At 74.3% G+C, this 25,110-nt stretch carries 13 protein-coding genes; 12 read left to right on the top strand and 1 reads right to left on the bottom strand.

The window, feature by feature from the left end:
• Nucleotides 1-41: 41 nt before the first annotated feature.
• The 12 genes from ACN265_RS11120 to ACN265_RS11065 all read left to right on the top strand — a co-directional run bounded on the left by ACN265_RS11120 (nt 42) and on the right by ACN265_RS11065 (nt 23,454).
• On the top strand, nt 42-7,928 hold the full coding sequence (locus tag ACN265_RS11120) for an SDR family NAD(P)-dependent oxidoreductase (protein WP_421407232.1): 7,887 nt from the start codon (nt 42-44) through the stop codon (nt 7,926-7,928).
• 52 nt (nt 7,929-7,980) lie between these two features.
• A complete protein-coding gene (locus ACN265_RS11115) occupies nt 7,981-12,966 on the top strand; it encodes a beta-ketoacyl synthase N-terminal-like domain-containing protein (protein ID WP_421407230.1) in 4,986 nt (1,661 codons plus the stop codon).
• 59 nt (nt 12,967-13,025) lie between these two features.
• Entirely contained in the window at nt 13,026-13,334 is a 309-nt protein-coding gene (locus ACN265_RS11110; RefSeq protein ID WP_204923167.1) for an acyl carrier protein, read from the top strand.
• A gap of 2 nt (nt 13,335-13,336) precedes the next feature.
• The gene (locus ACN265_RS11105) at nt 13,337-14,161 is read left to right on the top strand and encodes an alpha/beta fold hydrolase (protein WP_420117642.1); all 825 of its coding nucleotides are present in this window, start codon (nt 13,337-13,339) and stop codon (nt 14,159-14,161) included.
• Nucleotides 14,162-14,187: 26 nt separating this feature from the next.
• Nucleotides 14,188-15,150: a sulfotransferase domain-containing protein gene (locus ACN265_RS11100; RefSeq protein WP_204923169.1), complete on the top strand. Its 963-nt coding sequence runs from the start codon at nt 14,188-14,190 to the stop codon at nt 15,148-15,150.
• A 90-nt stretch (nt 15,151-15,240) separates the two neighbouring features.
• Complete coding sequence (locus tag ACN265_RS11095; protein ID WP_307826054.1) at nt 15,241-17,070, top strand: hypothetical protein; 1,830 nt, start codon at nt 15,241-15,243, stop codon at nt 17,068-17,070.
• Between the two features lie 144 nt (nt 17,071-17,214).
• On the top strand, nt 17,215-18,276 hold the full coding sequence (locus ACN265_RS11090; RefSeq protein WP_204923170.1) for an alpha/beta hydrolase family esterase: 1,062 nt from the start codon (nt 17,215-17,217) through the stop codon (nt 18,274-18,276).
• A gap of 54 nt (nt 18,277-18,330) precedes the next feature.
• The gene (locus tag ACN265_RS11085; protein WP_421407225.1) at nt 18,331-19,500 is read left to right on the top strand and encodes an ABC transporter ATP-binding protein; all 1,170 of its coding nucleotides are present in this window, start codon (nt 18,331-18,333) and stop codon (nt 19,498-19,500) included.
• Nucleotides 19,497-20,324: an ABC transporter permease gene (locus ACN265_RS11080; protein WP_307826018.1), complete on the top strand. Its 828-nt coding sequence runs from the start codon at nt 19,497-19,499 to the stop codon at nt 20,322-20,324. The genes ACN265_RS11085 and ACN265_RS11080 overlap by 4 nt, the downstream gene beginning before the upstream one ends.
• Before the next feature lie 48 nt (nt 20,325-20,372).
• Nucleotides 20,373-21,239, top strand: a complete 867-nt coding sequence (locus tag ACN265_RS11075) for a 3'(2'),5'-bisphosphate nucleotidase CysQ (RefSeq protein ID WP_421407224.1) — start codon at nt 20,373-20,375, stop codon at nt 21,237-21,239.
• Nucleotides 21,236-22,150: a sulfate adenylyltransferase subunit CysD gene (gene cysD, locus ACN265_RS11070; protein WP_204923173.1), complete on the top strand. Its 915-nt coding sequence runs from the start codon at nt 21,236-21,238 to the stop codon at nt 22,148-22,150. The genes ACN265_RS11075 and cysD overlap by 4 nt, the downstream gene beginning before the upstream one ends.
• Nucleotides 22,150-23,454, top strand: coding sequence for a sulfate adenylyltransferase subunit 1 (locus ACN265_RS11065; protein WP_421407223.1), 1,305 nt, complete (start codon nt 22,150-22,152; stop codon nt 23,452-23,454). Before cysD ends, ACN265_RS11065 begins: the two co-directional genes overlap by 1 nt.
• Here the strand turns inward: ACN265_RS11065 and ACN265_RS11060 are convergent.
• Complete coding sequence (locus ACN265_RS11060) at nt 23,438-25,072, bottom strand: FAD-dependent monooxygenase (protein WP_421407221.1); 1,635 nt, start codon at nt 25,070-25,072, stop codon at nt 23,438-23,440. The two genes, ACN265_RS11065 and ACN265_RS11060, sit on opposite strands and share 17 nt — an antisense overlap.
• Between the last annotated feature and the right edge of the window lie 38 nt (nt 25,073-25,110).

The following is a 25,110-nucleotide window of genomic DNA, read 5'->3' as shown; positions in this document are numbered from 1 at the left end:
CTAGTCAGCACGCGATCCGTCGCGACCGAAGTGGGAGCCCGATGAGTAGCGCACCGTACACACGTGACCTGATCCTGGTCGTCAACCCCGTCGGCGTCCTGGAACCCGGCCCACGGATCACGGCCGCCGCCGCAGCCGGTGGTGGACGCGGCATCATCGACCTGGCCACCGGCGACGACTGGTCGCTGCGGGCGCTCGCCCGCGCCGCGAGCTGGTCGTCCGCCCCGATCGGCATCCGGGTCCCGGCCGGCTGCCAGGCCAGCCCCGCCGAGGTGGACCGCGCCGCCGCCGGCCGGGTGGACCTGATCGTGGTCGAGCCGACGAGCCCGTGGCCGCTGGCCGAGATCACCGGGCACCACCGGGTGCTGGTGGAGGTGACCAGCCGGGCGGAGGCCCACGCCGCGGCGGCCGCCGGCGCGCACGGACTGATCGCCCGCGGAATGGAGGGCGGCGGCCGGGTCGGCGAGCTCAGCTCCTTCGTCCTGCTCCAGCAGCTCGTCGCCGACGACACCCTCGACCTGCCGGTCTGGGTGGCCGGCGGGATCGGCCCGCGCACCGCCGGGGCCTGCCTGGTCGGTGGCGCGGCCGGCGTCGTGCTGGACACCCAACTCGCCCTGATGCCCGAGTCGGAGCTGCCGGCCGACGTGCAGGCCGTCATCCGGCGGATGGACGGCTCGGAGACCGTGCTGCGCGACGGCGTACGCGGCATCCGCCGGGGCGGCCCGCACCAGGGCGACAGCGAACTGCTCCCGGTCGGCCAGGACGGCTGGCTGGCGGCGGCCTTCGCCGACCGCTGGCCCGACACCGCCACCGCCGTACGCGGCATGCGCGCGGCGATGCTCGACGCCGTCGACGGCCCCGACGCCGCCGACCTGCTCCAGCCGCACGCCCCACTGGCCGAGGCCCTCGGGGTACGGGTGCCCGTCGCCCAGGGCCCGATGACACGGGTCAGCGACGAGGCCTCCTTCGCCGCCGCCGTCGCCGACGGCGGCGCGTTGCCGTTCATCGCGCTCGCCCTCAACTCCGCCGACCAGTGCCGCCGGATGCTCACCGAGACCGCCGCCCAGCTCGGCGACCGCCCGTGGGGTGTCGGGGTGCTCGGTTTCGCCCCCGAGGAGCTGCGCGCCGCCCAACTGGAGGTCATCCGGGAGATCCGGCCCGCCTGCGCGATCATCGCCGGTGGCCGCCCACCGCAGGCCCGCGCCCTGGAGGAGCAGGGGATCAGCACCTTCCTGCACGTGCCCTCCCCCGGCCTGCTGCGCCAGTTCCTGCGCTCCGGCGCGCGCAAGTTCATCTTCGAGGGCGCCGAATGCGGCGGGCACGTCGGACCCCGGGCGAGCTTCCCGCTGTGGGAGGCCCAGCTGGCGGTCCTCGACGACCACCTCGACACCGATCCCGCCGCCGGCGCCCAGCTACAGATCTTCTTCGCCGGTGGGGTGCACGACGCCCGGTCGGCGGCGATGGTGGCCACGATGGCCGCCCCGCTGGCCCGCCGGGGTGCCCGGATCGGCGTGCTGATGGGCACCGCCTACCTGTTCACCGCCGAGGCCGTGACCCACGGCGCGGTCCAGCCGTTGTTCCAGCGTGAGGCGCTCACCGCCGAGCACACGGCGCTGCTGGAGACCGCTCCCGGGCACGCCACCCGCTGCCTGCACACCCCGTTCGTCGACGACTTCCACCAGCTGCGCACCCAACTGGAGGGTGCCGGGGCGGAGAACCGCGAGGTGTGGGAGCAGCTGGAGCTGCTCAACGTCGGCCGGCTGCGGATCGCCAGCAAGGGCCTGCGCCGCTCCGGCGACGTCGTCGAGACCGTCGACGAGGGCGTCCAGGCAAGCGAGGGGCTGTTCATGGCCGGCCAGGTGGCCGTGCTGCGCGACCGTGCCACCACCGTCGCCGAGCTGCACGACGACGTCACCACCGCGGTACGCGGCTTCCACGCCGACCGGCTCGACGCGCTGCGGGCCCGACTCACACCGCCGGCCGTCGAGATCGAGGAACCGCCCGCGCCGCTGGACATCGCCATCGTCGGGATGGCCTGCATGCTGCCCGGCTCCCCCGACCTGGACAGCTTCTGGCGCACCGTGCTCAGCGGCGTCGACACCGTCACCGAGGTCCCGGCGCAACGCTGGGACACCGAGCACTACTACGCCCCCGAGGTCGGGCCGGGACAGACCGGCCGGATCAGCGTCTCCAAGTGGGGCGGGTTCATCGAGCCGGTCCCGTTCGACGCCATCGGCTACGGCATCCCCCCGGCCGCATTGAGCAGCATCGACCCGACCCAGTTGCTCGCCCTGGAGGTCTCCCACCGGGCGCTGGTCGACGCCGGCTACCCGTACGACGCACCCGGCGCGGACCACGCCCGCACCGGCGTGGTCTTCGGCGCGGAGGCCGGCAGCGACATGGGCCACGCGCAAACCCTGCGCACCATGCTCCCGGCGTACCTCGGTGAGGTGCCCGAGCAGATGCAGGAGCTGCTGCCCACGGTCACCGAGGACAGCTTCCCCGGCGTGCTGGCCAACGTGATCGCCGGCCGGGTCGCCAACCGGCTCGACCTGGGCGGACCGAACTACACCATCGACGCGGCCTGCGCCTCGTCGCTGGCCGCGATGGACGCCGCCTGCAAGGAACTGGTCGCCGGCGACAGCGACCTGATGATCTGCGGCGGCGCCGACCTGCACAACGGGGTCAACGACTACCTGATGTTCACCTCGGCGCACGCGCTGTCCCCCACCGGCCGGTCCCGCCCCTTCGACAGCACCGGTGACGGGATCGCCCTCGGCGAGGGTGTCGCGTGCGTCGTACTCAAGCGGCTGGCCGACGCCGAACGCGACGGTGACCGGATCTACGGCGTGATCAAGGGGCTCGGCGGGGCCAGCGACGGGCGGGCCCTCGGCCTGACCGCGCCGCGCCCCGACGGGCAGCGGCGGGCCCTGGACCGGGCCTACCACCGCACCGGCATCTCCCCCCGCGAGGTCGGGCTGGTGGAGGCGCACGGCACCGGCACCGTGGTCGGCGACCGCACCGAACTGGAGACGCTGACCCGGATGTTCGTCGAGGCCGGCGCCGAACCGGGCAGCTGCGCGCTCGGCTCGGTGAAGTCCCAGATCGGGCACACCAAGTGCGCCGCCGGGCTGGCCGGCCTGATCAAGGCGACGCTCGCCCTCTACCACGGCATCCGCCCACCCACCATCCACCTGGAACGGCCCAACCCGGCCTGGCACCCGCAGCAGAGCCCGTTCGCGTTCTTCACCGAGGCCCGCCCGTGGCCCGTGCCGGCCGCCGAGCGGATCGCCGGGGTCAGCGCGTTCGGCTTCGGCGGCACCAACTTCCACGTCGTGCTCAGCGCCCACGCCAACGCGCCGGAGCCGCGGCACGCGCAGCGGATCTGGCCGGCCGAGCTGTTCTGCTTCCGGGGCACCGACCGGGCCGCCGCCCACCAGGGCGTCCGGCAGCTGCTGGAGAACCTGGCCGCCGACGGGACCGGCAACCGGCCGGGACGGCTGGCCGAGCTGGCCGCGTCGGTCGCCGCCAAGGCCGCCAACCGGCCCGGGACGACCCAGGTCGCGGTGGTCGCCCGCGACCTGGCCGAACTGGAGACCCTGCTGCACCGGGCGCTGGCCGGCGAACACGACCCGGCCCGGGGCCTGGTCCAGCCGACCGGGGTCGACCCGGTCGGGCCCGGCCAGGTGGCGTTCCTCTTCCCCGGCCAGGGCAGCCAACGCCCCGGCGCCCTCGGGGAACTCTTCGTCACCTTCCCCGAGCTGCGGCACTACCTCGAACTCGACAAGCCCGCCGCGGAGCTGCTCTTCCCGCCGGCCGCGTTCGACCCGGACTCCCGGCGCGCCCAGGAGGACCGGGTCCGCGACACCCGTACCGCCCAGCCGGTGCTCGGCATCGGTGGCCTCGCCGTGGACCACCTGCTGCGCCGCCTCGGCGTCCGACCCGACATGACCGCCGGTCACAGCTACGGTGAACTCGTCGGTCTCTGCGTCGCCGGGGCGTTCGACGCGGCCACCCTGCTCGACCTGAGCCGGCAGCGGGCGGCGGCCATCCTCGACGCCTGCGGCGAGGACCCGGGCACCATGGCGGCGGTCGCCGCCAGCGCCGAGCAGGTCGCCCAGGTGCTCGCCGGGGCCGGCCTGACCAGCGAGGTGGTGCTGGCCAACCGGAACGCCCCGCAGCAGGTGGTGGTCTCCGGCCCGACGGCGAAGGTGCAGTCGGCGGTGGTCGCGCTCAAGGAGGCCGGCCTGTCGGCCCGCGCCATCCCGGTGGCCTGCGCCTTCCACAGTCCGGTGGTGGCCGGTGCGGTGGAGACCTTCGCCGAGGTGCTCGCCGAAAGGTCGATCACCGAGCCGCGCATCCCGGTCTGGTCGAACCTGACCGCCGCCCCGTACTCCGGCGACGCCGGCCAGGTCCGCCACCACCTCGCCGAGCAGATCGGCGCGCCGGTGCGCTTCGTCGAGCAGATCGAGGCGATGTACGCCGCCGGCGCCCGCCTCTTCGTCGAGGTCGGCCCCGGCCAGGTACTCAGCCGGCTGGTGCAGGCGGTGCTCGGCGACCGGCCGCACCAGACGGTCGCCTGCGAACGCGGCCCGGCCGACGGCCTGCGCGGGTTCCTGATCTCGGTGGCCGAACTCGCCTGCGCCGGCACCCCGGTCCGCACCGACTGGCTGTTCCACGGCCGGGTCGCGGACGGCGCCACCACCACCGCACCGAACCGTCGTCCGCTCTGGACGGTCGACGGCCAACTCGTCCGGGACCAGCACGGCAACTGCCTTCCCGGTGGTATGACCCCTCCCCGACGGATCAAGGAGTTGTCGATGACCCCTGCCAATGGCACCGCCACCACCCCCGGCGCCGCCACCGGCACCGTCAGCGGCCCCGCCCCGTCGACCGTCCGGGACGTCCGGACCGTCGACGAGCCCGCGCCGGCCGCCGTCCGGGACATCCGGGGCGAGCTGCTCAGCGAGTACCTGCGCACGACGCGGGAGATGATCGCCACCCAGCGGGACGTGATGCTCGCCTTCCTCGGTGACCCCGGTGACGGAGGCGGCCGGCCGACCGGGGAACCCACCGGGACGTACCGGGTCGAGGGGTACGCCGGCCCGGCACCCACGCCGACGCCCGCCCCGGCCCCCCGGTCGCTGCCCGCCGCCGCCCCCGCGCCGGCCCCGACCCCCGCCGTCGCCCCACGCCCCGCCCCGGCCCCCACCGTGGCCGGGTCGAACGGCGGCACGGCGCTGGCCATCGCCCCGGCGCCGACGGTCGCCCGGCCCCGGCCGGTCACCCCGGACGTCATGCCGGTCTCCCCCGCGGTCGGCGGGCCCGTCGCGGCCCCCACCCCGGTGGCGGCCCCCGCCGCCCCGGTCGCCGCTCCCGTCGCCCTCGTGGCCGCGCCGGCCGGGCCGGGCATCGCGGAGTTCCAGCAGGCGATCCTGGCGGTGATCAGCGAGCGCACCGGCTACCCCGTCGACCTCATCGAACTCGACCTCGACCTCGAAGCCGACCTCTCCATCGACTCCATCAAACGCGCCGAGGTCGCCGGCGAGGTCGCCCAACGCCTCTCCCTCAGCGTCGAAGGCGACGAAAGCGAACTCGAAGACCTCGTCAAGGCCCGCACCGTCCGCGCCATGGTCACCTGGCTCGACGACAAGATGAGCGGCACCGTCACCACCACCGCCACGCTGACCGCCGCGCTGCCCTCAGGCGACCAGATCGGCGTCACCGCCGCGGACTTCCAGCAGGCGATCCTGGCGGTGATCAGCGAGCGAACCGGCTACCCCGTCGACCTCATCGAGCCCGACCTCGACCTCGAAGCCGACCTCTCCATCGACTCCATCAAACGCGCCGAGGTCGCCGGCGAGGTCGCCCAACGCCTCTCCCTCAGCGTCGAAGGCGACGAAAGCGAACTCGAAGACCTCGTCAAGGCCCGCACCGTCCGCGCCATGGTCACCTGGCTCGACCAGAAGATGAGCGGCACCGTCCACGTCTCGGCCAGCACGACCGGCCCGCTGGCGCTCGCCCCCGCCCCGGCGGTGGCACCGGCCGTGGCCGCACCGGCCGCACCTGCCGCCGCCGTGGCCGCGCCCGCCGGGGCCAGCCTCGCGGAGTTCCAGCAGGCGATCCTCACCGTGATCAGCGAGCGCACCGGCTACCCCGTCGACCTCATCGAACTCGACCTCGACCTCGAAGCCGACCTCTCCATCGACTCCATCAAACGCGCCGAGGTCGCCGGCGAGGTCGCCCAACGCCTCTCCCTCAGCGTCGAAGGCGACGAAAGCGAACTCGAAGACCTCGTCAAGGCCCGCACCGTCCGCGCCATGGTCACCTGGCTCGACCAGAAGATGAACACCACCGTCACCGCGACGGTGACCGTCGCCGCGCCGGCAGCCGTGCCCGCCGCCCCGCCGGCGAGCGTCGCCGCGCCGGCCGCCGCACCCGCCGCGTCGCCCGCGCCGACCGAGGTCGGGGTGGGGATCGCGCCGAAGCGGCTGGTCGCCCGGGAGAGCGTCCAGCCCGGGCAGCGCGTCGACCCGGGCACGCTCGCCGGGATGCGGTTCCTGATCACCGGGGGCGGACCGGTCGGGGCGTACCTGGCGGAGCTGCTCGGCGCGCACGGCGCCGGCGGCCAGCTGGGGGTCCTCGACAGCGAGCAGGCCGACCAGGGCTTCGACGGCGTGCTGGTGCTCGACGGGCTGACCAACCTCGACGAGCCGCTGCTGCCCGCCGTGTTCCCGCTGCTGCAGCGGGCCCTGGCCACCGGGCCGCGCTGGCTGCTCGCCGCCGGGGCGCAGGGCGTCACCGGCGCGGCCGACGGCATGCCCGGCCTGTTCCGCACGATCGCCCGCGAGTACCCGGGGCTGACCGCCCGGTTCGTGGCGGTGGACCCGGCGGCGACGCCGGAGGTGCTGGCCCGGCAGCTGCTCGACGAACTGCTCACCGCCGCCGACGCCCCGGTGGTCGCCCGGCGTGGCGACGACCGCTACGTCGCCGACTTGGTCCCGGTCGAGCTGGGCGCGCTGGCCGCCGGGGGTGCCGGACCGGCCGGCGACGGGGTGTCCGAGGCCGCCGCGATCGGGTTGGAACGCGACTCGGTGGTGGTGCTGGTCGGTGGGGCGCGGGGGATCACCCCGTGGTTCGCCCGGGCGCTCGCCTCGGCCAGCGGCTGCCGCATCGAACTGGTCGGCCGTACCCCGCTGCCGTCCGGCCCGGAGGACCCGGAGCTGGCCGCCGCCACCGACCGCGCCGCGCTGGTCGGGGTGCTGGCCCGGCGGGGGCTGTCCTCGCCGGCCGAGATCTCCCGCACCGCGCAGGCCGTCCTGGCGGCCCGGGAGGTGACCGCGACGATCGCCGAGCTGACCGAGCTGGGTGGCGAGGTCCGCTACCACGCCCTCGACGTCCGGGACGCGGCGGCGACCCGCGCGCTGCTGGCCGCGATCCACGCCGAGTACGGCCGCCTCGACGGGGTGGTCTACGCCGCCGGGATCATCGAGGACAAGCTGATCGCCGAGAAGGACCCGGCGTCGTTCACCCGGGTCTTCGACACCAAGGTCGACGGGGCCCGGGGGCTGCTGGCCGGCCTCGACGCGCTGCCCGGCGCACCGCGGTTCCTGGTCTTCTTCGGCAGCATCGCCGCCGCCTACGGCAACCGGGGGCAGGCCGACTACGCGGCGGCCAACGACGCCCTGGACGCCATCGGCACCCGGTACGCGGCCCGCACCGGGGTGCGCACCGTGACCGTCCACTGGGGGCCGTGGGCGCCCGGCGTCGGCCACGGCGGCATGGTCACCGCCGAACTGAGCCGCGAGTACGCCCGGCGCGGCATCGGCCTGATCGACCCGGAGGAGGGCGCGCTGGCCCTGCTGCGCGAGCTGGCCTGGGCCGACGCGTCGGTCACCTCGGTCGTCTACACCGCCTCCGGGTGGTGAGGGTGTCGATGAGCCGTCCCGCCCCCACCCGCCCCATCCGTCGGAGGAACCGATGAACAACGGCGCCGCTGCGCCCGGCCAGATCGCGATCGTGGGGATGGCCGCCCTGATGCCCTCCGCCGGCGACCTGGAGAGCTACTGGCGCAACCTGATCGGCGGGGTCGACGCGATCACCGACGTCCCCACCCACCGCTGGGACGAGGAGTTCTACGACCCGGAGCAGTCCCACCGGGCCGACCGGATGTACTGCCGGCGCGGCGGGTTCGTCGACGAGTTCGCCACCTTCGAGCCGCTGCGGTTCGGGGTGATGCCCGCCTCGGTGGGCGACATCGAGCCGGACCAGCTGATCACGCTGGAGGTGGCCGCCGCGGCGATCGACGACGCGGGCGGCGGCGACCGGCTCCCGGCCCGCGACCGGATCGGCGTCATCCTCGGCCGGGGCGGCATCCTCAGCCCCGCCCAGGCCCGCTACGCCCAGCGGGTGCGGATGTCCAGCCAGGTGGTCAGCATCCTGCGGGAGCTGATCCCCGACGTCGACCCGGCCCGGTTGGAGCTGCTGCGCAAGAAGTTCGACGAGCGGCTCGGGCCGTACCAGCCGGAGGGGACGATCGGCCTGGTGCCCAACCTGGCCGCCTCCCGGGTGGCCAACCGGCTCGACCTGCGCGGCCCGGCGTACACCATCGACGCCGCCTGCGCCTCCTCGCTGATCGCCGTGGACCAGGGCATCACCGAACTGCTCAACGGCCGGTTGGACGCGGTGCTCGCCGGTGGCGTGCACCACGTGCACGACATCAGCTTCTGGTCGGTGTTCAACCAGCTCCGGGCGTTGTCGCGGCGGGGCGAGATCCGACCGTTCGACGCCGCCGCCGACGGGCTGCTGATCGGTGAGGGCACCGGCGTGGTGGTGCTCAAGCGGTACGCCGACGCGGTGCGCGACGGCGACCGGGTCTACGCGGTGATCCGGGGCAGCGGGGTGTCCAGCGACGGCAAGTCGGCGAGCATGTTCAACCCGGCGGTCTCCGGTCAGGTGCTGGCGATCCGCCGGGCCTGGGAATCCGCCGGGCTCGACCCGACCGCCCCGGACGCGTTGGGGCTGCTGGAGGCGCACGGCACCGGCACCCCGACCGGGGACGCCGCCGAGCTGACCACGGTGGCGGAGGTGTTCGGCCCGTACACCGGTGGGCCGCGCCCGGTGATCGGCTCGGTGAAGTCGATGATCGGGCACACCATGCCGGCCGCCGGCGTGGCCGGCCTGATCAAGGCCGCGCTCGCGGTGCACCGGGGGGTGCTGCCGCCCACCCTGCACTGCGAGACGCCGCGCAAGGAGATGGCGGCGACCCGGTTCGCGCCGATCGACACCGCCCGGCCGTGGGAGAGCGACGGCCCGCGCCGGGCCGGCGTCAACGCGTTCGGGTTCGGCGGGATCAACGCCCACCTGATCATCGAGCAGGCCCCGGTGTCGGTGGGTGAGCCGGTGGTGGGGCTGACCGCCCCGGCCGCCGGGCGGGCCGTGGTCGACGAGCCGGACCAGGTGCTCTGGCTGGCCGCGTCGGATCCGGCCGGGCTCGCCGACCTGCTGGACCGCGACGACCAGGAGGTACGCCGCATCGGCGTCGAGCTGGCCGCCCGCTCCGGTGGGGACGCCCCGCCGCAGACCCGGCTGGGCATCGTCAACCCGACGGACAAGCTGCTCGCGGTGGCCCGCAAGACGGTGGCCCGGGGGCAGGCGTGGCGGGGCGGGCGGGACATCTGGTTCAGCCCGCAGCCGCTGCTCGGCCCGGGGGCGGGCAAGCTCGCCTTCGTCTTCCCCGGCCTGGAGGCGGAGTTCTCCCCCCGCACCGCCGACCTGGCCGCCCACTTCGGTCTGCCGGACCGCGAGTGGTCCGCCGCCGACCTGGGCCGGCACGGCGCCGGCCTGATCGAGGTGGGCAAGCTGCTCGACACGGCGCTGGCCCGGATGAAGGTACGGCCCGACGCGGTCGCCGGGCACAGCATCGGCGAGTGGACCGCCGCCGCGGTCAGCGGCCAGATCAGCACCGCCGCGATGGACGAGTTCCTCGACCTGTTCAACGCCGACTCGGTGGAGGTCTCCGGGTACGTCTTCGCGGCCGTCGGGGCCGGCGCGGACCGGGTCGCCCCGCTGCTCGGCGACTACCCGGGGGTGGTGCTGTCGCACGACAACGCCCCGGCCCAGTCGGTGGTCAACGGCCCTGAGCCGCAGGTCGACCGCCTCGTCGAGGCGCTGCGTACCCGCAACATCCTGTGCCAGAAGCTGCCGTTCCGCTCGGCGTTCCACACCCCCGCCTTCGCCGACGGGCTCACCTCGATCGGTGCCGCCCTGGGCCGCTGGGAGGTGCACCCGACCCGGATGCCGGTGTGGTCGGCGACCCTGCACGCGCCGTTCCCCGCCGACGAGGAGGAGGTCAACCGGATCTTCGTCCGGCACATGATGGAGCCGGTCTGGTTCCGGCAGACCGTCGAGGCCATGTACGCCGCCGGGTTCCGGGTGTTCCTCCAGGTCGGCGCGGGGCAGCTCGCCTCGCTGGTCGGGGACAACCTGCGCGGGCGCGAGCACCTGGCGATGCCGGTGAACACCGCGCACCGCAGCGGGTTGAACCAGTTGCGCCGGGTCGCCACCGCCCTGTGGGTGGAGGGGGCGTCGCCGGACCTGGGGGCGCTGTCCCCGCGGGGCACCGCCGCACCGGCGGCCACCTCCGGCCGTAGCCCGGCCACGGCCGGTGCGGACGGCCCGGCGAAGGCCGCGCGGCGTGGGCCCCGGGTGAAGCTCGACCTCGGTGGGCCGCTGGTCCGCCTCGGCGCGGACGCCGCCGGCCTGCTCGGGGTCACCGTGGCCGACGGCTCGGCGGCCACGCCGGGCGTCGGCGACGGCGTCGCCCGTCCGGTCGCCGCCGGGACCGGCCGGCCCGGATCGACCCCGGCCGCGGCAGCGCCGCCGGTGACCCGGCCGGCGGTGCTGCCGACGCCCGCCGTCGCGCCGGCCCCCGTGCCGACCGCGACCGTCGCGCCGACCCCCGTGCCGGGGATGGCTGTCGCCCCGGCCCCCGTGCCGGGGACGGCTGTCGCCCCGGCCCCCGTGCCGACGGCGACCGCTGCGCCGGCCGCGACGCCGGCGCCCGCCGCGCGGGTAACCGGGCAGCCCGGGGTGGCGAAGCCCGCCGCGCCGTCCGGTGACCCGGCGGCCGCGCTGGACGCGCTGCACCGGCTCGCCGGCGGTTCCAGCGCGGCGGCCGAACTCGCCGCCCTGCTGAAGGAGAACACCCGGGGCACGGCCACCGCCGGCACCGCGACCCCGGCGCGGCCCGCCGCGCCGGCCGCCCCCGTCACGCCGGCTGCTCCCGCCAGGGCGGCGGCCCCCACCGCGCCGCTGGCGAAGCCGACCGTCACCCCGGCGGCGACGCCGCCCGCGGCGGCCCGCCCGACCGGCGCGGCCGGTACGGAGGTCGGCCGGATCATCCGGCGGATCTCCCTGGACACCATGCCGTACCTGCTGGACCACTGCTTCTTCGTGCAGCCCGACGACTGGCCGGACCCGGAGGACCGGTGGCCGGTGGTGCCGGCGACCGCCCTGGTCGCGCACATGATGGAGGCGGTGGAGCAGCTCGTGCCCGGCGTCCCGGTGGTGGCGGTGCACGACGCGAAGTTCAACAGGTGGCTGATCGCCGAACCGGCCACCGACGTGGAGATCGTGGTCCGCACCGCCGGCCCGAACCGGTACTCGGTCGCCTTCGCCGGGTACGCCCGGGCGACGATCGAGGTCGGCACGGCGTACCCGACGCCGCCGCCGGTCTGGACCCACGACCCGGCCACCGAACGCCCGCCGACCCTCGGCGCCGCCGAGATGTACGCGGAGCGGCTGATGTTCCACGGGCCGCAGTTCCAGGGCGTGACCGAGGTGCACGCGCTCGGCGACATGCACGTACGCGGCATCGTCACCGCGCCGGTGCCACCGGGGGCGCTGCTGGACAACGCCCTGCAGCTCATCGGCAACTGGCTGATCACCACCCAGCCGTTCCGTACGGTGGCGCTGCCGGTGGGGCTCGGTCAGGTGCGGTTCTACGGGCCGCCGCCGCCGGCCGGCCGGGCGTTCGAGTGCGTCGCCCGGGTCCGCGCCATCGACGACGGGAAACTCGTCGCCGACACCCAGCTCAGCTACCAGGGGCGGGTGTGGTCGGAGATCGAGGGCGCGACGGACCGCCGGTTCGACAGCCACCCGCAGGCCCGGGTCGCGGAGCGGTTCCCCGAGCGGCACCCGATGTCGCTGTTGCAGCCCGAGGGCTGGACGATGGCCTTCGACTGCTGGACCGACCTGGTCACCCGGGGCATGGCCGCCCGGGGCATCCTCGGCGGGGCCGCCTACGCCGACTACGAGCGGCAGCCGGCCAAGACCCGCAAGCAGTGGATGCTGGGCCGGATCGCCGCCAAGGACGCGGTCCGGGCCCGGCTGTGGGAGGACGGCCACACCGACATCTACCCGATCGAGCTGACCGTCGGCAACGACCCGGACGGCCGGCCCTGGGTACGCGGACGGCCCGGTCGGGGGCTCGGCGACTGCGACGTCTCCCTGGCGCACTGCGCGGAGATCGGGGTGGCGATCGCCCGCCGCCGGGCACCCGACGCGGTGCCCGGGGGCCCCGGCGTCGGCATCGACGTCGCGGAGGTCACCGACCACCCGGAGAGCACCCTCACCTTCGCCCTCACCCCGGCCGAGTTGACCCTGCTGGCCTCGCTGGCCGGCGGGAACGTCGAGGCCCGCCGGCTGTGGTTCACCCGGTTCTGGGCCGCCAAGGAGGCGGTCGCCAAGGCCGAGGGGACCGGGCTGGACGGCTCGCCGCGCCGGTTCCGGGTCTACTCGGCCACCGACTCGGGGCTGACCGTCGAGATCGGTGGTCGGGCCTACCGGGTCGGCCACCGTGACGTCGCCAACCCCGAGGACCTGCCGCCGCGCCGGTACGTCGTCGCCTGGACCTGGGGGCCGGAGCCGGCACCCGCCACCCCGCCCGGGGTGTCCCGGCCGTGAGCCGGCACCCGGAACGCAGCACCGCCCAACCCATCCGATCAGCAGAAGGAGCAACGCCCATGCCCTCGGCCCAGGACACCATCCTCGCCGACCTCACCGAGATGATCGACGCCGTGCTGGGCGACTTCGCGGACGACCAGGTGGTCACCATGGACACCACGTTCTCCGAGGACCTGGGCATGGAGAGCATCGACGTGGTCGCGCTCGCCGGCCGGCTCCAGTCCCGCTACGGCGACACGGTGAACTTCGCCCACTTCGTCGCCAAGCTCGACCTGGAGACCGTCCGGGAGTTGAAGGTCGGGCAGCTCGTGACGCACATCGCCGAGTCGTTGGGGCAGGCCGACGAGGTCGGGGCGGGCAGCCGGTGACCATGGTCCGGGCGAACGGGATCACGCTGCACACGCAGCGGCTCGATCCCCCCGGTCCGGCCGCCGACGGCCGGACCGGGCCGACGCCGACCGCCGTGCTGATCCACGGGATGGCGTCGGACACCATGGCGAGCTGGTACTTCACCCTGGCCGAGCCGTTGTCCCGGGCCGGTTTCCCGACCGTCCTGTACGACCTGCGCGGCCACGGGCGCAGCGACCGTCCCGCCACCGGGTACGCCCTGGACGACTTCGTCGACGACCTGGCGGGGCTGCTGGCCGCCCAGGACGTCACCGGTCCGCTGCTGTTGCTGGGCAACTCGTTCGGCGGCACCATCGCCTTCGGTTACGCCGCCCGGCATCCGGAGCGGGTCGCCGGCATCGTGACGATCGAGTCGGCGCCGCCGACCCCGGAGTGGATGCGGCGGGTCCGCGAGCGGCTCGCCCGCGTCGCCGCGAGGCTGCCCCGCGACGGGGCGGTCACCGAGATCGGGGTGCGGCGGGGCCGGGTCGCCGCGCAACGGGCCGCCGAGACGCAGCGGATGCTCTCCGACACCACGCTGGCGCAGGAGCTGCCGGCGAGCCCGCTGCCGCCCGCCGGGGCGTTGGCCGCGATCGGCTGCCCGGTGCTCTGCCTCTACGGCGGGGACTCGGCGGTGGTGGAGCTGGCCCCGGCGGTCCGCGAACTGCTGCCGCAGACCCGGGTGGAGGTGCTGCCCGACCAGCGGCACACGGTGCTGATCGACCGGCCGGAGGAGGTCCGCCGGCTGGTCTTCGCCTGGCTCGCCGAGGACTGCTCGCTCGACGTGACCCAATCCACCACCGCATGACGACGCGACACCCAGGAGGTCTTCCGATGGACACCCCGATCACCGGCCGGTCGATCATCATCAGCAACGGTCGGTGCGGATCCACGCTGTTGTCCGACCTGATCCACGAGGAGCCGGACACCCTGTCGGCCCAGGAGTTCTTCATGTCGGTCGCGCCGTGGGCCCGCAGCGCCGAGGTGCTCACCGGTGCCGAGTACTGGGCGGTGCTGGCCAGCCCCAAGGCGGAGCTGTCCACCCTGTTCCGGATCGGGCTGCCGCCCAAGGAGGTCCGCTACCCGGCCACCGGCCGGTGGGCCGACCGGCTGACCGAGCTACCGCGCATCCTGGCGATCACCCTGTCGAAGCTGACCGCCGACCCGGACGCGTTGTTCGACCAGCTCGCCGAGCGGGTGCCGCAGTTCCGCACCCAGACGGTGGCCCAGCACCACCACGACTTCCTCGACCTGCTCGCCGTGCTGACCGGCAAGACCCGGTGGGTGGAACGCTCCGGCGGCTCCAGCCACGTGGCGCCGTACCTGCTGCGGGGCTTCCCGGACTGCAAGGTCGTCTACCTGACCCGCAACTGGGAGGACACCGCCCGGTCGATGAGCCGGCACTCGTCGTTCCAGCTCATCCAGTTGCGGGTGGAGTTCCTCGGCCGGTGCGGGCTGGACCCGTTCCGGGTGGGCGCGGACCAGACCGTGCCGGAGGACCTCCAGCCGTACCTGCCGGACCGGCTGACCGCCGACGCGCTGCGCGAGCGGGGTCAGGACCTGCGCCGCTACCTCGGGTTGTGCGCCTTCATGAGCAGCCAGGCCGACCAGGCGCTGCGGGACGTGCCCCCGGAGCACCTGCTGCGGATGTCCTACGAGGACCTGGTCGCCGACCCGGTGGCCGAGCTGACCGGGCTCGGCCGGTTCCTGGACTTCCCCGACCCGTCCGGGTGGGCCGAGCGGATGGCGTCGCGGGTCGTCGCCCCGGCTCCCCGGAAGTTGCCGGCCGCCGTCTGAGCGGTCCCTGTGTGTCCCTGCCCGTTCCCGGGTCCGCCTCCGCCGGACCCGGTAACGGGTGTCCACCTTCCTGCGAAAGAGAGATTGTTGGTGAATCCACTCCGGTTCTCCGCACGGCGGTTGTCGACCGCCGTCGCCGTACTCGGGCTCGGGTCGGTGTTGGCGGTTCCCTCGGCGGCGCTCGGTGCGCCACTCGACGCCGCAGACCCCGGCAGCGCGGCCAGCGCGGCCGGCGCGCAGCAGAGCAGTCCGCAACTGCTCGCCAAGGCCCAGCCGGACGAGTGCTTCGCCGGGATCGGGCTGCCGTACCCGGCCGGGCCGCCGTGCGCCGACGGCAAGGCCAAGGTCAACCAGGCGTACCTGTGGGGGATGACCCGGGCCGGCAAGATGCTGTGGTTCGGCACCGGAGCGAACGTCAACTGCCTGACCAGCGGCCGGGCCCTGCGCAACACCACGCCGACGGTCAACGACGACTGGGTCTGCGAGTACGGCGAGAGCCAGGTCGCCAAGCGCAACCCGCAGCTGCCGCCGATCCTCGGCGACCACCGGCAGCCGCGCCTCTACACCTACGACACCCGCGCCAACAAGCTGGTCGAGAAGACCGACCTGGTGAAGGCGGCCTCCACCGAGGACGCCAACCGGTTGCAGACCACCGCGGGCATCCGGGCGGCCGGCAACTTCAACGGGGTGGCCCTGCTGGGCGGCCCGGCGCTGGGCACCAGCGTCAACCTGTTCGCGTTCGACACCGACACGGGCGCGTTCCTCGGCTCCCGCAACTTCCCGATGTACGGCAACATCCGGCACTTCACGGTGGCCGGTGACGCCCTGTACGCCGGGGTGGGCGTCGGCGCGAACGGTGGCGAGCGCGGCAACGTGCTGCGTTGGACGGGCAGCAAGTCCGACCCGTTCGCGTTCACGGTGGTGGCGAACCTGCCGGCGCAGGCCGCCGATCTCACCGTCCACCAGGGGCGGCTGTTCGTGACCACCTGGCCGGGCTCGGACGCCGAGCTGGCCGGCCCGACCGCCGGTGCCGCCGCGCCGCCGCCGAGCATCGCGGCGGTCTGGATGAGCCCGCCGCTCGCGTCGGGCGCGCCGGGGCTGAACCCGGAGGACGCCGACGGCTGGCAGCAGGTGTGGAACGTGTCGGAGTACGAGCCGGACCCGGTGGTGGCCCGCGCCTACGCCCTGGGCGGCCTGGCCTCCTACGGCGGTTTCCTCTACTGGGGCACGATGCACGTGCCGATGAAGGCGACCACGGTGCACATGGCGACCTACCCGCCGGCGGACGAGGCGGCGGCCCAGGCCACCATCCAGAACACCCAGCGGTCGATCAGCATCTACCGGGGCCGCAACTTCGGCTCCCACTTCGAGAAGGTCGACCTGTTGTACGGCGCGACGGAGCTGCCCGCGTACGACCCGGCGGCCAACAACGGGGCCGGGGCGTGGGCGTTGCAGTCGACGCACCAGACGCCGAAGTTCGGGCCTCCCGGTTTCGGCAACCCGTACAACAACTACACCTGGAAGATGGTGGTGGCCGGCGGGAAGCTGTACGTCGGCACGATGGACTGGAGCTACCTGGCCAAGGAGCTGGGCAAGGAGACCGCCGCCGAGCTGGGCCTGTCACCGGCGCTGGCCGACGACCTGGCCCGAGCGCCGATGGACGCGGCCGGGATGCGCGCGAGCGCCCTGCCGGAGGCGGTCTACGGCGGTGACCTGTACGCCTTCTCGTCGCCGACGAAGGCGGCGACGACGGTGGACAACACCGGGTTGGGCAACTACCTGAACTACGGCATCCGCAACATGGTCGCCGACGGCCCGACGCTCTACCTGGGCATGGCGAACCCGATGAACCTGCGGGCCGACCCGACGGACGACGTGCCCGAGGGTGGTTGGGAGCTGCTCCGGCTGCGGGGCTACTGAGCTGGCGGGACGCCGGCCCGGCGACAGCGTCGTCGCCGGGCCGGCGGCCCCGGCCCGCTCCGGCGCGGGTGGTGCCGCGCGCCCCTTGCCGAATCCTGGCGCGTCCCTGACGTTGCTCGAACATTCCCGGGCGAAAGTATTGATATGATGCCTTTTACCGTTTTTCGCCCTGAAGTCGGGCGGCGTCGCACCGGCCGGTCCACCGCCCGGATCGCGGGAACGCTCGCGCTGCTGCTCGCCCTGACCGCCCCGGCGGGATGCAGTCCCCGCCGCGACCGGGCCGACTCCCCCACCGGCCCGACGGCCGACGCGCCGTCCGGCGCGACCCGGCCGGCGGCGGACACGCCCGTCGGCAGCTCCACGCACACCCTCACCGTGGACGGGCGGGAACGCAGCTACCGGCTCTACCGGCCGGCCTCGGCCGACCTGAGCGGGCCGGTCCCGCTGGTGGTGATGCTGCACGGCGCGGCCGGCACCGGCGAGCAGGCCGAGCAGGCGTACGGCTGGACCGGCCAGGCCGACCGGGACGGGTTCCTGGTGCTGTTCCCGGACGGGCTGAACCGGGCCTGGGCCGTCGGTCCACAGTGCTGCGGGGCACCCGCCCGCGACGGCGTCGACGACGTCGCGTTCATCACCGAGCTGGTCGCCACGGTCGGCCGGGAACTGCCTGTCGACCCGGCCCGCCGGTACGTCACCGGGATCTCCAACGGCGGGCTGCTGGCGTACAAGCTGGTCTGCGACACCACGACCTTCGCCGCGATCGGCGCGGTGGCGAGCACCCTCACCGGGCAGTGCGCCGACCCGAAACCGGTGTCGGTGCTGCACATCCACGGCCAGCAGGACCAGACCATGCCGTACGGCGGCGGGCCCGGCCGGCGGGACAACGGCGGTACCGGACGCAACCCGGTGAAGATCGACGGCCCGCCCACCCCCGAGCTGGCCGCCCGCTGGCGCAGCATCGACTCCTGCGGCGCACCGAAGGTCACCACCGACGGGCCGGTCACCCGGTCCACCGCGAGCTGCCCCCAGGGCCGCGCCGTCGAGCTGATCACCGTCGCCGGCGCGGGCCACCAGTGGCCCGGCGGCCGACCCAACCCGCCCCGGGCGGAGAAGCTGCTCAACCTCGATCCCCCCTCCACCGCGCTGAACGCCACCGACACCATCTGGCGGTTCTTCGCCGCGCACCCCCAGCCCTCCGGCGGCTGACGGCACCGCCGCCGGCCCCGTCGGCACCCGCACCCCCTCAGGACAGGAGTTGAGATGCCCAGCAGAGACGGGCCGGCCGTGGTCGAGGTCGACAACCTCGTCAAGCGCTACCCCCGCACCGACACCAACGCGGTCGACGGGCTGTCGTTCACGGTCACGCCGGGCGAGATCTTCGGGCTGTTCGGGCCGAACGGGGCCGGCAAGTCCACCACCGTCGGCATCCTGACCACCCGGTTGCGGGCCACCGGGGGCCGGGCCGTGGTCTGCGGGGTCGACGTGGGCCGGGACCCGGCCTCCGCCCGTGCCCACCTGGCCGTGGTGCCCCAGCACAACAACCTGGACCGGGCGCTCACCCCCCGGCAGAACCTCGTCTACCACGCCACCTACCACGGGGTACGGCGACGGGAGGCGCACGCCCGCGCGGCGGAGCTGCTGGAGCGGTTCGGCCTCACCGAGCGGGCCGACCGGCGGATCGAGGCGTACTCGGGCGGCATGGCGCAGCGGTTGATGATCGCCCGGGCGCTGACCCACGAGCCGGCGGTGCTCTTCCTCGACGAGCCGACCAACGCCCTCGACCCGCAGACCCGGCTGCTGATCTGGGGGCAACTGCGGCAACTCCGCGAGCGGGGGGTGGCGATCGTGCTGACCACCCACGCGATGAACGAGGCGGCCCGGGTGGTCGACCGGGTCGGCATCGTCGACCACGGCCGGCTGCTCACCCTGGACACCCCGACCGCCCTGGTCCGGGGCCTGGCCGGGGACGCGCTGCTCGACCTCACGGTCACCCCGGCCGGCGGGGACGACCCGGACGCGCTCTGCGCCGCCCTGGGCGAGCTGCCCGGCGTACGCAAGGCGGAACGGGTGGCGACGCCGACCGTGCCGGCCGGTGGGCGGCCGGGCGGCGCTGCGGCCGGGCTGGCCGGGGTCGGGGCGGGCGGGGCCGGGATGCTGGCCGCGCTCGCCGCCGGTGGTGGGCGGCCCGGCGCCGGCCGGCTGGCCGCCCTGGCCGGGGCGGGCCTGCTCGGGCGCGGCGGCGGGGCGGCCGGCAACGGCGGTCGCGGCCGGCTGCGCATCCGCCTGCACCTGGCCGGCGATCCCGCGACGCTGCTCGGCCCGGCGGTGACCGTGCTCGCCGCCCGCCAGGCGGCGGTCAACGCCGTCGACGTCGGCGAACCCAGCCTGGAGGACGTCTTCATCGAACTCACCGGAAGGCAACCGAGGTGACCGCTCTCGACACCCCGACACCGCTGCGCCCGACGGCCACACCCCCCTCCCGGCCCGGGACCGGGCGGGTGTTCGCCGCGGTGCTGCGCCGCGACCTGATGGTCACCGGCCGGGAACTCTGGGTCATCCTGGTCCAGGTCGGACTGACGCCGCTGTTCATGCTGTTCGTCTTCGACACCGTGCTGGGCAGCCAGGGCCTCGTCGGGCGCGGTTTCGCCGACGTGTTCCTGCCCGGCATCATCGCCCTGGCCGCCCTCACCACCGCGTTGCAGAGCGTGGCCCTGCCACTGGTGAAGGAGTTCGGCTTCACCATGGAGATCGAGGACCGGTTGATGGCGCCCCTGCCGACCGGGTACGTCGCGATCGGCAAGCTGGTGATCGCCACCATCCGGGGGCTGCTCGCGGCCGTGCTGATCTATCCGCTCGGCGCGCTGATGGTCGGTTCCGCGCCGTGGCGGCCGGCAGGGCTGCCGCTGGCGTTCGTGGTGGCGCTGCTCGGGGCGTGGATCGGCGGGGCGATCGGGATGAGCCTGGCCACCACCCTGCCGGTGCAGCGGATCAACGTGACCTTCTCGGTGATCCTCACCCCGATCATCTGGACCGGCTGCATCCACTACCCGTGGCCCCGGCTGTCGTCGGTGCCCTGGTACCAGGTGGTCACCGCGCTCAACCCGATGACGTACGTCTCCGAGGGGGTGCGCGGGGCGTTGCTGCCCGGCGTGCCGCACCTGCCGGCGTGGGTGTGCCTGACCGTGCTGACCGGGGTGGCCGTCGTCCTGACCTGGGTCAGCGTCCGCTGCTTCACGCGCCGGGCCGTCCAGTGACCACCCGTACCCCCACCGTCCGCGTACCCGACAGGTCGAGGAGTTGCCATGGTTGACCCCACCATCGCCGAATCCGACGTGGCGCTCGCCCGCCGGCTCGCCGCCGACGCCGGTGAGCTGCTGCTACGGGTACGCGCCGACCACGGTCACGCCGACCCCGCCGCGTTGAAGGCCGCCGGTGACCGAGCCGCCCACGACCTCCTGCGGGCCGAGCTGGCCCGGTGCCGCCCGGCCGACGCGGTGCTCTCCGAGGAGGACGATGGTTCCCGGCTGGTGGACACCGGCGACGGCGTGTCCCGGCGGACCGCCGAGCGGGTGTGGATCGTCGACCCGTTGGACGGCACCCGGGAGTTCTCCGAGCAGGGCCGCGCCGACTGGGCGGTGCACGTGGCGCTCTGGGCCCGCGACGCGGCGACCCCGCACGGGCTGGTCGCCGGTGCGGTCGCGTTGCCGGCGCAGGGCCGGGTGCTGACCACCGACGTCGCCGACGCGCTGCCGGCCGCGCCGCCCCCGCCCGACGGGGTGATCCGGTTGGCCGCCAGCCGCAGCCGTCCCCCCGCGTTCCTGGCCGCGCTGGCCGAGGAGGTCGGCGCGGAACTGGTGCCGATGGGTTCGGCGGGGGCGAAGATCGCGGCGGTGGTGACCGGTGACGTGGACGCCTACATCCACGCGGGCGGCCAGTACGAGTGGGACTCCGCCGCGCCGGTGGCGGTGGCCACGGCCGCCGGGTTCCACGCGTCCCGCATCGACGGTTCCGCGCTGACCTACAACGAGGCGGACCCCCGGCTGCCGGACCTGCTGGTCTGTCGCGGCGAGCTGGCCGTGCCGCTGCTCGCCGCGCTGCGGCGGCAACTGGCCGGCACGGCGGCCACCTCCGGTTCCCCCGTCCCCCACCCCGGAAAGGACCCGCGATGAGCAGCGGATCGGCTGCGTACCAGGTCTCCCAGCTCGACGAGTTGGAGGCGGAGAGCATCTTCGTGATGCGTGAGGTGGTCGCCGAGATGGAGCGGCCGGTGCTGCTCTTCTCCGGTGGCAAGGACTCGATCGTGATGCTGCGGCTGGCGCAGAAGGCGTTCGCCCCGGCCGGCATCCCGTTTCCGGTGATGCACGTCGACACCGGGCACAACTTCCCGGAGGTGCTCGACTACCGCGACCAGCGGGTGACCGAGCTGAACCTGCACCTGATCGTGGCGAGCGTGCCGGAGGCGCTGACCCGGGGCCTGGTCCGTGAGTCGGGTGACGGGATGCGGAACCGGATCCAGACGCCGGTGTTGTTGGACGCGGTGGAGAAGCACCGGTTCGACGCGTTGTTCGGTGGGGCGCGGCGGGATGAGGAGAAGGCGCGGGCGAAGGAGCGGGTGTTCTCGTTCCGGGACGAGTTCGGGCAGTGGGATCCGAAGAACCAGCGGCCGGAGTTGTGGTCGTTGTACAACGGTCGGCATCATCCGGGTGAGTCGATCCGGGTGTTCCCGTTGTCGAACTGGACCGAGTTGGACATCTGGCACTACATCGCCCGGGAGCGGGTGCCGTTGCCGTCGATCTACTACGCGCACGACCGTGAGGTCGTCGAACGCGACGGCATGCTCTACGCCGTCAACGAGTTCTTCACCCCCCGCGCGGGCGAGGAACCCTTCACCGCCCGGGTGCGGTACCGCACCGTCGGGGACGCGTCGTGCACCGCCGCCGTCCGCTCCGACGCGGACACGGTGGAGAAGGTGATCGACGAGGTCGCGTCGACGCGGATCACCGAGCGGGGTGCCACCCGGGGCGACGACCGGGTCAGCGAGGCCGCCATGGAGGACCGCAAGCGGGAGGGCTACTTCTGATGAGCACCGAGATGCTGGCACCGGCCGATTCCCCGGCCGAGGCCCGACCGATGGACCTGCTGCGGTTCGCCACCGCGGGCAGTGTGGACGACGGCAAGTCGACCCTGATCGGTCGGCTGCTCTACGACACGAAGTCGTTGTTCACCGACCAGTTGGCCGCGGTGGAGGCGGTCAGCGCGGCCCGGGGTGACGAGTACACCAACCTGGCGTTGCTCACCGACGGCCTGCGGGCCGAACGGGAACAGGGCATCACCATCGACGTGGCGTACCGGTACTTCGCCACTCCCCGGCGCAAGTTCATCATCGCCGACACCCCCGGCCACACCCAGTACACCCGCAACATGGTCACCGGCGCGTCCACCGCCGACCTCACCCTGGTCCTGGTGGACGCGCGTAAGGGGCTGGTGGAGCAGTCGCGGCGGCACGCGTTCCTGTGCTCGCTGCTGCGGGTGCCGCACCTGGTGCTGTGCGTCAACAAGATGGACCTGGTCGACTTCTCCCAGGAGGTCTTCGAACGCATCGCCGACGAGTTCACCGCCTTCGCGGCCAAACTCGACGTCCCCGACCTCGCGGTGATCCCGGTGTCGGCGCTGCAGGGCGACAACATCGCCGCCCGGTCGGAGAACATGCCGTGGTACGAGGGCCCGTCGCTGCTGCACCACCTGGAGCACGTGCACATCGCCTCGGACCGCAACCTGGTCGACGTCCGGTTCCCGGTGCAGTACGTCATCCGCCCCCAGTCCACCACCGTCACCGACTACCGGGGCTACGCCGGGCAGGTCGCCTCCGGGGTGCTCAAGCCCGGCGACGAGGTGATGGTCCTGCCCTCGGGGTTCACCAGCCGGATCGCCGCCATCGACACCGCCGACGGACCCGTCGACGAGGCGTTCCCCCCGATGTCGGTCACCGTCCGCCTCGACGACGAGATCGACGTCTCCCGGGGCGACATGATCTGCCGGCCGAACAACACGCCCACCGTCGCCCAGGACATCGAGGCGATGGTCTGCTGGATGGACGAGACCCGCCCGCTGGAGGTCGGCGGCCGGTACGTCGTCAAGCACACCACCCGGTCGGCGCGCGCCATCGTCCGCGAGCTGCACTACCGGCTCGACGTCAACACGCTGCACCGGGACGAGGCCAGCACCGCGCTGGCGCTCAACGAGATCGGCCGGATCAGGCTGCGCACCACCGTGCCGTTGCTGGTGGACGACTACCACCGCAACCGCACCACAGGCGGTTTCGTCATCATCGACGAGACCACCAACCGCACCGTGGGCGCCGGGATGGTCATCCAGCGGGACTGACCCGACGCTCCGCATCGGCCGGCCCGGCACCCTCCCCCGCCGGGCCGGCCGAACCACGTCGACCCCGCTCGGCGCTCGGCGGGCCGAACCAGCGGGCGAGCGCGGCGGTCAACCCGTCGGCGTCCGGCCCGTCCGTCGGTGACTGCCAGGCCACGTGGCAGTCCGGGCGCAGCAGCAGCGCGGTCGGCAGGTCGTCGCCGGGCGCGTCGGCCGCCGCGCTGTCCGGCGTGAACCGTCCGGTGACCACGTCGACCCGGTCCCGCCACGGCCCGGCCACCCCGGCGTGGACGCCGGTGGGGTCGAGCAGCAGCGGGCGGGCGGTCCGGGTCAGCTCGGCCAGCCGGACCGGACCGGCGTCGGTGTGCCACACCAGGTCGGGGGCGAAACGTCCGACCAGCGGCCCGGCGGCGTCGCCCATCGGGTAGCGGACGTCCGCTCCGGCCAGCAGGGCGGCGACGTGGGCCGCGTTCTCCGGCCGGTCGAGCAGTTCACCGAGGAGTACCCGCAGCGCGGTGACCTCGCTGCCGGGGGCGATCAGCGCCGACTGGGCCTGGGTGGACATGGTGACCCGGTGCGCCACCGGTCGGCGTTCCGCCTCGTAGGAGTCCAGCAGCCCGGCCGGGGCCCGGCCGTGCACCTGGGCGGCCAGCTTCCAGCCCAGGTTCACCGCGTCCTGCAGGCCGAGGTTGAGTCCCGGCCCGCCGATCGCAGAGTGGACGTGGGCGGCGTCGCCGAGCAGCAGCACCCGCCCGGCGCGGTACCGCTCGGCGAGCCGGGTGTTGCCCCCCACCAGTCGGCGCAGCAGGTGCGGCCCGGGGCCGGCCGGCGGATCGATCGGCACGTCGGCCCCGAGCACCCGGGCGACGCTGGCGCGCAGCTCGGCGAGGGTCAGCGGCCCGTCGAACCGCGTCGACTCGGGCCACTCGATCGTGCTGAGGCCCGCCGGACGCCCGGCGAAGGGGGCCCACACGATCAGCCCGTGCGGGGTGCGGGTGTGCCGGAACGGCGCGACGGTGCCGTAACCGGGGACCACGAGGTCGCCGGTCGCCGGGTCGACCAGCTCCGCAGGCAGGCTGACCTGGGCGGTTCGGGAGACGGTGCGGTCGGTGGACACGCCGGGGAAGCCGATCCCGGCCAGCCGGCGTACGACGCTGTGCCCGCCGTCCGCGCCGACCAGGTAGCGGCAGCGCAGGGTGGTGCCGTCGGCGAAGGCGACCCGCACGTCGTCCGCGCCCGGGGTCAGGCCGGTCACCTCGTGTCCCCGTCGGACCTGCACGCCCAGTTCGGCGACCCGCTCGGCGAGCACCCGTTCCAGGTGCTTCTGGGGGGCCTGGAGCAGGTACAGCGGGTTGTCCGGCACCGCCCGCAGGTCCAGCGGCAGCGCCCCGAAGACGAACCCGGGTGACGGCTGCGGCGGCCCCGGGTCGTCGACGAGGCGGTGGTGCAGGCCGCGCCGGTCGAGCAGCCGGACCACCTGACCGACCAGCCCGTTGGCGCGCTGCTCGGTGGTGGGGGCGGACAGCCGTTCGCAGACGACGGGCCGGACGCCGGCCAAAGCCAGTTCGGCCGCGAGCAGGAGACCGTTGGGGCCGGCGCCGACGATGAGGACGTCGATCATGGCGGGTTCCTTTCGAGGGCATGGTGGATCCGCCGCCG

This window comes from Micromonospora sp. WMMD730 (assembly GCF_049178955.1).
Taxonomy (GTDB): Bacteria; Actinomycetota; Actinomycetes; order Mycobacteriales; family Micromonosporaceae; genus Micromonospora; species Micromonospora wenchangensis.
Note: the sequence above shows the minus strand (reverse complement) of the source record. Positions and strands in the feature narration are given on the sequence as shown.